12 protein-coding genes are annotated in these 13,703 nt (G+C 73.1%); 9 read left to right on the plus strand and 3 right to left on the minus strand.

The features are described 5' to 3' along the window. Positions 1-6: 6 nt before the first annotated feature. A complete protein-coding gene (locus IH48_RS37025; protein ID WP_030903577.1) occupies positions 7-1,365 on the minus strand; it encodes a polysialyltransferase family glycosyltransferase in 1,359 nt (452 codons plus the stop codon). Next, positions 1,362-2,342, minus strand: a complete 981-nt coding sequence (locus IH48_RS0114420; protein WP_030903578.1) for a glycosyltransferase family 2 protein — start codon at positions 2,340-2,342, stop codon at positions 1,362-1,364. The genes IH48_RS37025 and IH48_RS0114420 overlap by 4 nt, the downstream gene beginning before the upstream one ends. 174 nt (positions 2,343-2,516) lie before the next feature. Between IH48_RS0114420 and IH48_RS0114425 the strand changes: the two genes are divergently transcribed. The 5 genes from IH48_RS0114425 to IH48_RS0114445 all read left to right on the plus strand — a co-directional run bounded on the left by IH48_RS0114425 (position 2,517) and on the right by IH48_RS0114445 (position 8,073). Further along, positions 2,517-3,932, plus strand: coding sequence for a DUF6716 putative glycosyltransferase (locus IH48_RS0114425; protein WP_420705482.1), 1,416 nt, complete (start codon positions 2,517-2,519; stop codon positions 3,930-3,932). Positions 3,933-3,982: 50 nt separating this feature from the next. After that, entirely contained in the window at positions 3,983-5,224 is a 1,242-nt protein-coding gene (locus IH48_RS0114430) for an acylneuraminate cytidylyltransferase (RefSeq protein WP_051839764.1), read from the plus strand. Between the two features lie 79 nt (positions 5,225-5,303). Then, a complete protein-coding gene (locus IH48_RS0114435; protein WP_030903581.1) occupies positions 5,304-6,230 on the plus strand; it encodes an N-acetylneuraminate synthase family protein in 927 nt (308 codons plus the stop codon). Between the two features lie 11 nt (positions 6,231-6,241). Further along, positions 6,242-7,297: a hypothetical protein gene (locus IH48_RS0114440; RefSeq protein ID WP_030903582.1), complete on the plus strand. Its 1,056-nt coding sequence runs from the start codon at positions 6,242-6,244 to the stop codon at positions 7,295-7,297. A gap of 95 nt (positions 7,298-7,392) precedes the next feature. Further along, positions 7,393-8,073, plus strand: coding sequence for a sulfotransferase family protein (locus IH48_RS0114445; protein ID WP_051839766.1), 681 nt, complete (start codon positions 7,393-7,395; stop codon positions 8,071-8,073). A 32-nt stretch (positions 8,074-8,105) separates the two neighbouring features. Here IH48_RS0114445 and IH48_RS0114450 read toward each other — a convergent pair whose 3' ends face one another. Next, positions 8,106-9,128 carry an Lrp/AsnC family transcriptional regulator gene (locus tag IH48_RS0114450; protein WP_030903584.1) on the minus strand — a complete coding sequence of 341 codons (1,023 nt, stop codon included), beginning with the start codon at positions 9,126-9,128 and terminating at the stop codon, positions 8,106-8,108. A gap of 104 nt (positions 9,129-9,232) precedes the next feature. Between IH48_RS0114450 and IH48_RS0114455 the strand changes: the two genes are divergently transcribed. Genes IH48_RS0114455 through IH48_RS0114470 form a run of 4 tightly spaced genes read left to right on the plus strand, consistent with a single transcriptional unit; the run spans position 9,233 to position 13,625 of the window. Further along, the gene (locus IH48_RS0114455; protein ID WP_078849719.1) at positions 9,233-10,507 is read left to right on the plus strand and encodes a M20 metallopeptidase family protein; all 1,275 of its coding nucleotides are present in this window, start codon (positions 9,233-9,235) and stop codon (positions 10,505-10,507) included. Next, positions 10,504-11,853 (plus strand): MFS transporter, encoded by a 1,350-nt coding sequence (locus IH48_RS0114460; protein WP_051839767.1) that lies wholly within the window; start codon positions 10,504-10,506, stop codon positions 11,851-11,853. Before IH48_RS0114455 ends, IH48_RS0114460 begins: the two co-directional genes overlap by 4 nt. Next, positions 11,828-12,625 carry a cyclase family protein gene (locus IH48_RS0114465; RefSeq protein ID WP_030903588.1) on the plus strand — a complete coding sequence of 266 codons (798 nt, stop codon included), beginning with the start codon at positions 11,828-11,830 and terminating at the stop codon, positions 12,623-12,625. The genes IH48_RS0114460 and IH48_RS0114465 overlap by 26 nt, the downstream gene beginning before the upstream one ends. A gap of 34 nt (positions 12,626-12,659) precedes the next feature. Further along, positions 12,660-13,625 carry an MBL fold metallo-hydrolase gene (locus IH48_RS0114470; RefSeq protein ID WP_030903589.1) on the plus strand — a complete coding sequence of 322 codons (966 nt, stop codon included), beginning with the start codon at positions 12,660-12,662 and terminating at the stop codon, positions 13,623-13,625. The last annotated feature ends 78 nt before the right edge of the window (positions 13,626-13,703 follow it).

Raw genomic sequence — 13,703 nt, forward strand, 5'->3', positions numbered from 1 at the left:
GGGCGCTCACCCGCGCCCCTCCCCCGTAGCCGCCCTCCTCAGCGACCGCACCCGGCGCACCACCCCCCTCACTCGTGCGTCGCGCGGGATGAACGCCAGCCGCGCGGGCAGCCCTCCCGGCAGGTCGAGCACGGTGAGGCGGCGCCGCTTGAAGTAGGCGAGTGTGTGCGGTGTCCGGTGCCCGCGCAGGTAGGCCTCCGCCCGCTCGCGCAGGTCGGGGTTGACCTTCGGCTGCATCGCGAACCCGACGGCCGCCAGGAGCTCCTGGAGTCCGGACGCCGCCGGGTCGAGGCGCTGCGCGGCGACCGCCGTGCGGTCGGCGACGTCGGGAAGCAGCTCGTGGCAGATCGTCACGGGCACGCGGTTGCTGTTCTCGTACGGTGTGAGCCGGTCGAGCAGCAACTCCGTGCCGACGCGCGCGACGGGCAGCCCGTAGAGCGACGCGGCCGTGAACAGCGCCGTCGAGAAGCAGCCGACGACGAGGGCGGGGCGCAGCCGCTGGTAGAGCACCTCGGCGATCACCGGCTCGTCGGCGACGGCCAGTTGGATGCCCAGCCGCCGGGCCTCCTCCTCCATGCGGTGCGAGAAGCGCGCGGGCGCGGTGGGGTGCGGCTTGAAGACGGCGGTGCGGTGGCCGAGTTCGTGGGCGCCGCGCACCATCCGTACGTGCAGTTCCTCCTCCTCGTCGGGGGTGAGGATGGACAGCGCGGAGAGGTACTGCCCGAGCAGCAGGGCGGGGGCGTCGGAGCCACCCTGTGCCTGCGGGAGCCGCGGGGGCTCCTCGGCGATCTCCGTGAGCACCTTCAGGAACGCCTCGTTCGGCACGACCGCCGGCTCCGCGCCGAACTCCCGCAGCAGCATGGGCCGCAGACCCGGCACGAGGTCGAGGTGGAGCACCCGCCGGATGCGGGTGCCGATGAGCGGCGGGATCTTGTTGCGGGTGGGCCCGTAGCTCATCAGCCCGTCCGCGTAGAGGTCGATGGGTGCGCCGGTGAAGATGTCGGTGATCGCGAGTGCGGGCACCACCTGGATGGACTCGGCGACGAGGTGGACGGGGTCGTCCCCCAGGTTCCACAGCAGCCGCAGGTGGCGCTCCCACAGCGGGACGTCGTCGGGGCGCGGCGACCACGAGCCGGGGTGGAAGGGGTGGATGGCCTCGTTCCACGACAGGACGTCGTCGAAGCGGCCGCGCAGCCGGCCGAATCCCGACATCTCGTCGAGCGCCGGGGTGGCCTCCGGGTTGGCGGCGTTGTTCGACACCAGCAGGATGGTGCGCCGGGCCGGTTCGAAGCATCCCGCGTCCAGGGCGGCGGCCAGTGTGGCCGCGCCGTAGAGCGTGGAGGCGAGGAGGATACGGGTGGTCATGCGGCCACCTCCGCGGTGGCCTGGCGGCGGCGCAGTTTGGCGAGCCGCGCGGCGCGCCGGTGGTCGAGCCCTGCCAGGGTGGCGTCGAGGACGTCCTGCGGCATGCGGCGCAGCGCGGCGGCGCTCATCGCCTTGAGCTGCTTGGCGACTGCCGGTTCGAACTGGTCGATCCTGCCCAGGTGGTGGGTGATGATGGCGCAGTACGTGCGGACGGCCTTCGGCATCAGCAGGTCCGCGTCCTGGTCCTCGGCGGTCTCGCGCAGCAGCAGGTCGAACGCGGCGACGAAGTCGAGTTGGCGTGTGTCGCCGATCTGGGTGAGGGACGACTGGACGCCGCGGCGGTAGTAGTAGCCCAGCTGGTTCACGGCCGCGCACGACTCGGCCCCGCGGTGCAGCCGCCAGATCCACGGCCGGTCCTCCGCGGTGTGCAGGCCGTCGGGGAATGTCATCAGGCCCGCGTCGAGCAGCCGCCGGTGGAACACTCCGGCCCAGGAGTACGGGTAGTCCACCGACGTGGAGCGGGTGTCGGGGAGTATCAGGTCGCGCGGGCGCAGCACCGTGCCCCGCGGTCCGATGGGCGCGCGGTAGACGGTCCGCGCCCTGGCGGTGCAGCGGACCTGGTCGGTGCGGATGAAGTCGACGCCGAGCCGCTCGATCTCGCCGACCAGCGCGGGCAGGTAGTCGCGCGCCAGCCAGTCGTCGCCGTCGAGGAAGGTCAGGTACTCCCCTGCCGCCGCCCGCAGCCCGGTGTTGCGTGCGGTGCCGATGCTGCTGTTCCTCTCGTGCCGGATCTGGCGCACCTCGCAGCGCAGCCGGGGCGCGAACGCCGCCACGACGTCGGGGGTGCCGTCGGTGGAGCAGTCGTCGACGAACACGACCTCGTCGTCCTCGCGGACGTTCGCACGCAGGCTGCGCAGGGCTTCGGTGATGAACGGCCGCACGTTGTAGTACGGCACGATGACGGAGAGCTTGACCACCCGCCGGACGCTAGGTGGCGCCACGGCTCCGCCCGCGAACGCCCGGCCGACGGCGGGTGAACGGCGTGTGACGAAATCCCCACGCCTCGCGCCGCCCGCCCGCCGTGCGCCTCTCGCGGGCCGCCCGCCGGCCGCCCACCCCAGGCGTAGACGCGCTGTTAACCCGTTGTTGCCATGGAGTTGGGCCGCTGCCCGGCGCGGCTTCCTAACGTCCTCGGCGTGCACTCAGCTACCAGTCAAGCGGTCCGGGTCGCCGTTCTCGCGGACTCCGACACCCGGTGGAAGTGGGGCGCGCTGACCGCGCGCCGCGTCGTCCCCGAAGGCCGCACCGTCGAGCTCGGCGGCTTCCTGCTGCGCGGCCGCGCCACACCCACCGCACGCCAGCTCGCGGAGGTGGACGCGGCGGCGGACGCGGTACGCGAGGTCACCGGCGCGCAGTTCCTGCACGCTCTCGAAACCGGGCACGGCGACACCGGGCCCGGCGGGTACGGGCGCGGTTACGACCTGGTCGTACTCGCGCTCGTCGGCGGCGGTGTGCAGGCCATGCTGCACGGCATCGCCGCGCTGGGCCTCGGCCGGCGGCCCGTGGTGGTGACCGGCTATGTCGGCGTCGTCTACGAGAAGCTCGCCGACGGCCTGCTGCTGCGGCACGGCGCCGACGTCGTCCTCGCCAACTCCCGCCACGACGCGGAGCGGTTCCGCGACGTGTACGAGGGCGTCGGCGCGGACGCGGCCGGCGTCACGCAGGCCGCGCTGCCGTTCCTCGGGGGTGCGCGCTACGAACGTGAGGAGGGCCGCGACACCGTGGTGTTCGCGGCGCAGCCGTCCGTGCCCGCCACCCGCGCCGACCGCGCGTACCTGCTGCACCGCCTGGTGGAACACGCCCGCCTGCACCCGCGCCGCGAGGTGCTGCTCAAGCTGCGCAGCCGGGTCGGCGAACACACCACGCACGTCGAGGAGTTCCCCTACCAGCGGCTCGCAGACCGCACCGCGGGCGGCCTGCCGCCCAACTTCCGCCTGGTGCAGGGGAACATGGGCGAGGTCCTCGACCGCGCCGACCTGCTCGTCACGGTCTCCTCCACGGCCGCGCTCGAATCGCTGCACCGCCGCATCCCCACCGCGATCCTCACGGACCTCGGCATCCGCGAGCCGCTCGGCAACCACCACTTCGTCGGCTCCGGCTGCCTGGCCTCCTGGGACCAGCTGGACGCCGGCCTGCGGCCGGACGCCGACCCCGTCTGGGCGGGCAGGTCGGGCGTGGCCGCTGTGGATGCCACGACGGGAGCGGGCTCGTACGCCGCCGCGTTCGACGAGGCGCGTGCCCGCGTCGCGGCCCTGCTCGACGGGCCCGCGCTGCCGCCGCCCGCCCCCTACTACACCCGCACCACGGCACCCGGTTACCTGCCGCAACTGCTCGCGAGGTACCACCTCGACCCCGACGGCAGGCCGCTCGCGCCGGCCGCGTCCCGCGACGACGCCTCGGGCCTGCGCCGGGCCGTGCGCCAGGCGGTACGGGACGCGGCGCGCGGCGCGTACCGCCACGGCGTGCAGCGCGTCGCGCCCGTCATCCGGCGGATGGGCGAGCTGTGACGGGCCGGGGCCGTGTCCGACGAACCACCGCCGTGCACCAAGGAGAAGCCATGACCGTCCTCGCCGTGATCCCCGCCCGCGGCGGGTCCAAGGGCGTGCCCGCGAAGAACCTCGCCAGGGTCGGCGGCGTGCCGCTGGTCGTGCGCGCCGTACGGGCCTGCCGGGCGTCCCGCGAGGTGACCGACGTCGTCGTGTCCACCGACGACCCGGCGATCGCGGACGCGGCGCGCGCCGCGGGCGCCGAGGTCGTGACCCGCCCGCCCGCGATCGCGGGCGACACCGCCACGAGCGAGGCGGCCGTCGCGCACGCCATGGACGCGTTCGAAAACGCACACGCGACGCCAGTGGATGTGGTGCTGCTCGTGCAGTGCACCAGCCCCTTCCTCACCGCCGAGGACGTGGACGGTGTGGCGGCCGCGATCACCACGGACGGCGCGGACACCGCGCTGACCGTCGCGCCCACGCACGGCTTCGTCTGGCGTGAGGCGGGGACGCCGGAGGCCGGCGCCGACGGCTACGGCGTCAACCACGACAAGGCGAACCGGCCGCGCCGCCAGGACAGGCCGCGGGAGTACCTGGAGACGGGCGCCGCGTACGCGATGCGCGCCGACGGGTTCCGCGCGGCGGGCCACCGGTTCTTCGGCCGTACGCAGCTGGTGGTGACCGACCCGGCACGCGTCCTGGAGATCGACGAGCCGCAGGACCTCGCCCGCGCACGCGCGCTGGCGCCGCTGCTCGACCCGGCGGTGCTGCCCGCGTACGGCGACGTCGACGCGGTCGTGCTCGACTTCGACGGCACGCAGACCGACGACCGCGTCCTCATCGACTCGGACGGCCGCGAGATGGTCGCCGTGCACCGCGGCGACGGGCTCGGCGTGGCGGCGCTGCGCCGTGCGGGTCTCGCCCTGCTGGTGCTCTCCACGGAGCGCAACCCCGTCGTCGCCGCCCGCGCGGACAAGCTCGGCGTGCCCGTGCTGCACGGCATCGACCGCAAGGACGCCGCGCTCAAACAGTGGTGCGACGAGCGCGGGGTGGTGCCCGAGCGCGTGCTGTACGTCGGCAACGACGTGAACGACCTTCCGTGCTTCGACCTCGTGGGCTGGCCGGTGGCCGTGGCGAGCGCCCACGACGCGGTGCGCGCCGCCGCCCGTGCCGTCACCGCGACACCGGGCGGCGAGGGGGCGATCCGCGAGATCGCCGGCTGGCTGCTCGGCCCCGGGCTGCGCGCCCCGGCCCCGGACGCGGCACTCGCGCCGCCGGTCGCGTCAACGGCCGTATCGCCGGTCGCATGAGCGGCGCCCGGCTCCGTCCGTCCCCCACCCGATTCCTACCCCCGACCCCCACAACACCGCTGACACCTAAGGACAGTTCATGAACACCGAAGCCTCCTCCCGCCTGCGCACGTTCGGTTCGCGCACGGCAGGCCCCGGCCACCCCGTCTACATCACCGGCGAGATCGGCATCAACCACAACGGCGACCTGGACAACGCGATCGCGCTGATCGACGTGGCCGCCGAGGCAGGCTGCGACGCCGTCAAGTTCCAGAAGCGCACCCCGGAGATCTGCACACCGCGCGACCAGTGGGACATCGAGCGCGACACGCCCTGGGGCCGTATGACGTACATCGACTACCGCCACCGCGTGGAGTTCGGCGAGGACGAGTACCGCGCCATCGACGAGCACTGCGCCGAGAAGGGCATCGACTGGTTCGCGTCCCCGTGGGACACCGAGGCCGTCGCCTTCCTGGAGAAGTTCGACTCGCTCCCCGCACACAAGGTCGCGTCCGCTTGCCTGACCGACGACGAGCTGCTGCGCACGCTGCGCGCCACCGGACGCACGGTCGTCCTGTCCAGCGGCATGTCGACACCGAAGCAGATCCGGCACGCCGTCGAGGTGCTCGGCAGCGAGAACATCCTGCTGTGCCACGCCACTTCGACGTACCCGGCGAAGGCGGAAGAGCTCAACCTGCGGGTCATCGACACGCTCAGGGCCGAGTTCCCGAACGTGCCGATCGGCTACAGCGGCCACGAGACCGGCCTCCAGACCACGCTCGCCGCCGTGGCGCTCGGCGCGGCGTTCGTCGAGCGCCACATCACACTGGACCGCGCCATGTGGGGCTCCGACCAGGCCGCGTCCGTCGAGCCGCAGGGCCTCGCGCGCCTGGTGCGCGACATCCGCACCATCGAGGCGTCGCTCGGCGACGGTGTGAAGCAGGTCTACGAGTCGGAGCTCGGCCCGATGAAGAAGCTGCGCCGCGTCGCGGGCGTGGTGGCCGACGCCGAGTCGGCGCGGGTCTGACGGCGCCGGCCATGCCATCTGCGAGCGAGGAACGGGCGGTCGCCTTCGTGGAGAGCCCCGTCCAGCTGCTGAACGTGCTGGAGTGGGCGGGCCGCCCCGCGGCGCGGGACGCGTACGACCTGACCGTGGTCGTCCTGTCGCCCACCGACCCGATGTCGCGCGGCCAGCTGCGCCGCATGGCCGAACTGGCCAGGGACGCCGGGTTCACGGTCCGCTGGCAGGAGGCCAGGGGCGGGGCGGGTGCCCCGCTCAAGGCGGTGCGCGAACTGGCGCCGCTGCTGCACAGGTCGGGCCGGATCGTCATCGGGGACCCCTTCTCGCGCTACGTGCAGCTGCTGCTGACGCTCGTCAAGGGCAAGCGGCTGACCGTGGTGGACGACGGGACGGCGACGATGGAGTTCGTCGGCCAGCTCGCGCGCGGGGAGCGCCTGGTGCGCTGGCACAGGCGCGGCGGCGCGCGCGGGCCGCGCGAACTGGTGCTCGCCCCCGTCACCGCGGCGGCCCGCCGCAGGCTCACGCCGACGGCGGCGCGCTCGGTCGAGGTGTTCACGGCGATGCCCGTCGAGGAGGTGCCCGAGGGCATCGAGGTGACGGAGAACCGCTTCGCGTGGACGCGTGCCGCGTTCGGCCCGCCGAGGATCATCGACGGCGCCGACCTGGTCGGCACGTCGCTGGTGGAGACGGGCGTGCTCGACGAGGCCCAGTACGCCGGGGCGGTGCGCGCCCTGGCCCGCGAGCACGGGGCGCTGCGCTACTTCGCGCACCGCCGCGAGAGCCCGGACAAGCTCCGGGCGCTGCACGCGGCGACGGGCCTGGAGATCGTCCGCCCCGATCTGCCCCTTGAGGTGATCGCGCGCAGGGGCCCGATCGGCGCGACGATCGTGAGCTTCCCGTCCACGGTCGTCCACACGCTCCCCGCGGCCCTCGCCGGCACGGGCGTGCGCGTCGCGGTCTGCGACATCGCCCCGGAGTGGCTCACGTCCCACGCGTCACCGCGCGCCCAGGGTTTCCTGTCGGGCGTGACGGACGCGGCGAAGGACGTCCACAGGCTGGTGACGCCCGCTTAGATCACGGGCCGCAGTCAGATCGTCCGACCGGTGGGCTGGGTAGGTACCCGGCACGCGCGGAGACGCCGCGCGGATCGAGGAGGAGGACGCCGGGCATGGTGGACGTCATCGGGGCCGGTTACGGCCGTACGGGCACGCTCTCGCTGCGGACGGCCCTGGAGAGGCTGGGCTTCGCCCCGTGCTACCACATGATCGAGGTGCTCAGGGATCCCGACCAGCTGCCACGCTGGAGCCGCGCGCTCGCGTCGGATCCTGTGGACATCGCGGGCGTACTCGACGGGTACCGGGCCTCCGTCGACTTCCCCACCAGCATGTACTGGCGCGAGCAGCTCGCGGCCTGGCCGGACGCGAAGGTGGTGCTGACCGTACGCGACCCGCACCGCTGGTACGCCTCCGCGAAGGAGACGATCTTCTCCATGGACCGGCCGGACACGGACCATCCGGACCCCGAGATCAGGGAGTTGCGGCGCTTCATGGGCCAGGAGCTGATGCCCCGCGTCATGGACGTCGGCGCGGACCGCCCGCTGAACGAGCTGGACGAGGAGGAGGCGGTCGCCGCGTTCGAACGCCACGTGGCGGACGTCCGGGCGACGGTCCCGCCGGAGCAGCTCCTCGTCTTCCAGGTCAAGGAGGGCTGGGAGCCGCTGTGCGCGTTCCTCGGCGTTCCCGTGCCGGACGAGGAGTTCCCGCGCGTCAACGAGGCGAGCGGATTCCGCCAGGTCGCGGAGGCCGCCTTCGAGGAGCGCGCCCGGGCGCTGGCCGCAAGGCGCGCGTAGGCGCGGCGCCGGACCGAACCCCCGGCCGCTCCTCAGCCCGGGGGCCGCAGGGCGGCCGGGACGACCAGGGTTCCGGTCGCCCGTCCGGCGCTGTCCAGCATCCAGCCCATGCGTTTCGGCGTGCGCAGGTTGATCGCGTTCTCGCGCACCCGGAGCTCGGGCAGGCGCGCGCCGAAGAGCCGCTCGATGTGCAGGATCTCCTCCACGGTGCGCGTCCACACTGTCATGGCGAGATTCGTCTCTCCCGTGGTGGAGACGCACATCCTCAGCTCCGGCAGCGTCGCCAGCGCGGCGACGGCACGGTCGTGTCCCGCCGGGTCGATCCGGGCCGTCCAGGTACTGCTCACCGACCAGCCGGAGACCTCCGCCGCCAGCTCGCAGCGGAACGACACCAGGCCGGAGCCGAGCAGGCGCCCGAGCCGGCGCCGTACGGTCGCGGGGTTGTGGCCGGTGGCCCGGGCGAGGTCGGCGGCGCTCGCCCTGCCGTCGTGGGCGAGCGCCTCGATCAACGGCCACGCGTCGAACTGCGGCGGCGCGGACGCCGCTGACGAGGTGGCCGGGGCGAGCCGCTCGAAGGCGGCCTCCTGCGCCGGGCCGAGCGCGCCCAGGCGCCAGTGGCTGCCGTGGCGGTGGACGGCGGTCGCCACGTGGCTGCGCTGCCGAGCGACACCGGGCAGGGACTCCAGGGTGTCGAAGAGGAATTCCGTGAGTGCGGGCATGTCGCGGGTGATCACCGTGAGCAGGAGGTCTCTGCCCCGTGTCGACTCCTCGACGGTGACGACCCTCGCGTCCTCGCACAGCGCCCGTACGACCCCGGCGCGCGTCCCCGGCAGGCAGTCGACCTCGACGAGCGCCAGCGTCACATCGCGGTAGGCGTTTCCCGGCTGCGCGCTCACCCACGCGAGGCCTGACGCCCGCATGCGCTCCCACCGGGCCACGAGTGTCGCCCGGGTGGCGCCCAGGATGCGGGCGGCGTCCGTCCACGTGGCGCGGGGGGCGATCTGCAGACCGTGCAGGAGTTGCAGATCGCGCTCATCCAGCTCGTCAGCCCGCACGGATCGATTCCGATTCCTTGTCGCTGTGCACGATTCGATCGATTTCCGCTCCGATCGGCGATCGCTGTCCACACTACTCGCAAGGACGGCGGAAGGCCCATGACGTGAAGATCCAGCAGGAAGCGCAGGCACTGGCACCCGAGCTGACAGCTCTGCGGCACACACTGCACGCCCATCCCGAGATCGGACTCGACCTCCCTCGCACGCAGGCCCAGGTGGTCGAGGCGCTGAGCGGGCTGCCACTGGACGTCTCGCTCGGCAAGCGCGCCACCTCCGTCACGGCCGTGCTGCGCGGCAGTGCACCGCATCGCGGCGATGCCCGGCCGGCCGTGCTGCTGCGTGCCGACATGGACGCCGTACCGGTGCGGGAGGAGACGGGACTCGTCCACGCGTCCAGGACCGAGGGGGTGGCGCACGCCTGCGGACACGATATGCACACGGCGATGCTGGTCGGCGCCGCGCGGCTGCTCTCGGCCCGGCGCGAGGAGCTGCACGGCGACGTGGTGTTCATGTTCCAGCCCGGTGAGGAGGGCTGGGAGGGCGCACGCGCCATGATCGAGGAAGGGGTGCTCGACGCCGCGGGGCGCCGGGCCGTGGCCGCTTACGGCCTGCATGTCTTCTCGAACATGGCGCAGGACTTCTTCACCCGGCCGGGCGCGATGCTCGCCTCGTCGTCGGCGCTGCTGGCCACCGTGCGGGGCGAGGGCGGGCACGCCTCGGAACCGCACCGGGCCCTGGACCCCATCACCGTCGCGGCGGAGATGGTCCTCGCCCTGCAGACCATGATCACTCGGCGGTTCGACGTGTTCGAGCCGGTGGTGCTGACCGTGGGGACGCTGCATGCCGGCACCCGGCGCAACATCGTCCCGGCGACCGCCGACTTCGAGGCGACGGTACGTACCCTTTCCGACTCCGCCGCAGAGCAGGTCGGGCAGAGCGCGCTGCGTCTGCTGCACGGCATCGCCGACGCCCACGGAGTCCAGGTCGATGCCCGGTTCGTCAGGGAACGGCCGGTCACCTGGAACGACCCCGGCGAGACGGCGTTCGCCGACGGGACGATCCGTGAGGTCTTCGGCGAGGACCGGCACCGGCTGCTGGCCCATCCGTTCACCGGGGCCGAGGACTTCTCCCGCGTGCTCGCCGAAGTGCCCGGAGCCATGATCGCGCTCGGCGCGCTGCCCGCCGGGGCGGACCCCGCGACCGCCCCGTTCAACCACAGCGGTCGCGCCGTCTTCGACGACGCGGTCCTGCCCCTCGGTGCCGCGCTCTACGCGGAACTCGCGCTCCGGCGGACCCGTGCCGCCGGGCCGTCGTCCCGCGACGCCAAGAGGACAACGTCCATCAGCCCCACCCAGCCACCGACGGAGGCCCGCCCATGAACGGATCCGTTACCCCCGCTGCCGTACGGCTGCCGCCGAGTTCCCGGCGCACGCTGTGCGCCGCGGCTCTCGGACATGCCCTTGAGTGGTACGACTGGGGGATCTACGCGATCTTCGTACCGTTCTTCGCGACCCAGTTCTTCCACGCCGGCAACGCGGTCTCCGCCGTCCTGTCGAGCCTCGCCGTCTTCGCCGTCGGGTTCGCGGCCAGGCCGATCGGCGGCCTCGTCATCGGCAGACTCGCCGACCGGGTCGGGCGCCGGCCGATGATGCTGCTCACGGTTTCCGGCATGGCCTTCGCCAGCCTGGTGATCGGGGTCTGCCCGACGTACTCGGTCATCGGCCCGGGTGCCTCGGTCGTGCTCCTGCTCGCCCGAGTGGTGCAGGGATTGGCGACCGGGGGCGAGTTGCCCTCGGCGCAGACCTACCTCGCGGAGGCGGCCCCGCCCAGCAGGCGCGGCCTGTGGTCGAGTGTCATCTACGTCGCGAGCGTCGGCGGCAACACGGTCGGCGTCCTGCTGGGACTGGTGCTCTCCGTGGTTCTGTCGGATGCCGCCATGACGTCCTACGGCTGGCGCATTCCGTTCATCGTCGGCAGTGTGTTCGGCGTGATCGCGCTGTGGATCCGCCGGACGCTCGCGGAGACCGGCACCTTCACCTCCACGGCCGGACGGGACGGCCCGCGTGCACGGATCTGGCCCGAGCTGCGGCGCCACCGCCGGCAGGCGGCGCAGGTCGTCGGGATGACCGTGGGGTTCACCGTCGTCTACTACGCCTGGGTGATCGCCGCCCCCGCGTACGCCGTGAGCACACTGCACATCAACTCCACAGCGGCACTGTGCGCCGGGGCGCTGGCCGCCCTCGTGCTCATCGCGTCGCTGCCCGCGTGGGGCGCGCTCTCCGACCGCATCGGCCGGCGCCCGGTTCTGCTGATCAGCGCGATCGGCACGGCCCTGCTGCTGTTTCCGTTGCAGGCGCTGATCGGCCACAGTGCCTGGCAGCTGGGTATCGCCATGGCGGTCGCGAGCGTCTTCATCGCAGCCGGCGTGGCTGTCCTGCCCGCCGCGTACGCGGAGATGTTCCCGACCGGGATCCGCACGGTCGGCCTCGCGGTGCCGTACTCGATCGCGGTTGCCGCGTTCGGGGGGACCGCGCCGTACCTGCAGACCTGGATCGGCGAGCATCTCGGGCGTGCCGCCTTCAACGGCTACGTTGTCGCCCTCCTGCTGGTCTCGGCGCTGACCGTCGCCACCCTGCCGGAGACCGCGCTGACCGAACTCGGGCCTGCCACGGGTGCCGACACGGGGAAAGGTGGGGAACATGAGACTGCTCGAAGCGCTCGGTGACGGCATCGAGGCGATCGACCTCGCGCAGCCGCTGGAGATCGGCATGCCGGTCTCCCCCACGCATCCGGCCTTCCAGTTCGCGTTGCGCGAGCGGCACGGCGACGTCGTTCGCGCGGACGGGATCACCGGCTCCCACGAGATGATCGTCCTCGGCGGCCACGTCGGAACGCACATGGACGCCCTGTGCCATGTGGCCGTCGACGGCCGTCTGTTCGGCGGGATCCCGGTGGCCGACGCTCTGCGCGGCGGACGTTACACGGCACACGGCATCGATCAGGTGCCGCCGCTCGTCCGCCGCGGTGTGCTCTTCGACGTGCCCACGATGCGCGGCGTCGACCGGCTCGCACCCGGCGAGCCCGTACGCCTCGACGACCTGCGGGCGCACGGCGCGCCGGAGCCGGAGCGCGGCGACGTCGCGCTGGTACGCACCGGCTGGGCCCAGCACTGGGGCGACCCGCCCGCCTACCTCGGCGACCGACGCGGCGTCCCGGGCCTCGACGCGGCCGCGGCCGCCTGGCTCGCCGGGCGGGGCGTCGCGGCGGTCGGCGCCGACACCGTCGCCCTCGAACACATCCCGCCGGGGGCAGGGCCCGCGGCGCTTCCCGTGCACCGCCTGCTGCTCGCGGAGCACGGCATCAACCTCATCGAGGTGATGAACCTCGAAGTACTTGCCGCGCGCGGCGCGGCCGAGTTCCTGTTCGTCGGGGCCCCACTGAACGTCCGGGGCGCGACCGGCGCGCCCATCCGACCCCTCGCGCTGATCGGCCCCTGAGGGCACACCGGCCAACCGAAAGGAAGCACAGGCCATGTCAGGTCAATCGGAAACGACGGCCAGGACCGACACCCTCGAACTCGGGGACGTGACGGTCACCCGCGTCGTCGAGTGGTCCGGCCGGATCCGCACGGTGGGGGAGATGGTCCCCGACAGCCCCGAGGAGGTGCGCGAGGAGCACCGTGCGGAACTCGTCCCGGACTTCTGGGACCCGCGCGACGACGCGTACCTCTGCGCCGTGCAGTCGTGGATCATCCGGAGCGAAGGCCGCGTCATCGTCGTCGACACGGGCGCGGGCAACGACCGCGATCGGCCCCAGGTTCCCCCGTTCGACCACCTCAGCACGCCGTTCCTGGACAATCTCGCACGCGCGGGCGTCCGGCCGGAGGACGTCGACGTCGTGGTCAACACGCATGTGCACTACGACCACGTCGGCTGGAACACCAGGCTGGACGACGGCGCCTGGGTGCCGACGTTCCCCCGGGCGACGTATCTGATCCCGCGCGTCGACCGCGAGTACTTCGACCCCGCGAACGAGCATCTGCGCCCCGCCGCACGGAGCGACGCCGACCGGCTGCGCCGCGAGGGGAACCGTCTCGTCTTCGCCGACAGCGTGCAGCCCATCCTGGACAGCGGCCGCGCGGTGCTCTGGGAGGACCGGCACCGCATCGACGCCGACCTGGAGTTGCGCGCCGCGCCCGGACACACGCCCGGCTCCTCGGCGCTGTGGCTGCGCTCGGGGACCGAGCGGGCGGTGTTCGTCGGGGACATGCTGCACAGCCCCGTCCAGCTGTGGACGCCGCACGCCAACAGCTGCTTCTGCGAGGATCCGCGGCAGTCGCGCGAAACCCGGCGCCGCGTACTCGCCGAGGCCGCGGACACCCGCGCCCTCGTCCTGCCCGCCCACTTCCCCGGGCGCGGGGCGGCGCGGGTCAAGCACGAGGGCGACCGTTTCGAGATCCGGGAGTGGGCTCCGCTGGACCGCCTGACGGCTTCTTAGGCAGCCCGGCAGCCAGGACACCTCACCTCGGCCGGGGCTCTCTGACCGCCGCGGAGATCGCGGGCAGCCCGGCGAGCA

This window comes from Streptomyces sp. NRRL F-5126 (assembly GCF_000721265.1).
Taxonomy (GTDB): domain Bacteria; phylum Actinomycetota; class Actinomycetes; order Streptomycetales; family Streptomycetaceae; genus Streptomyces.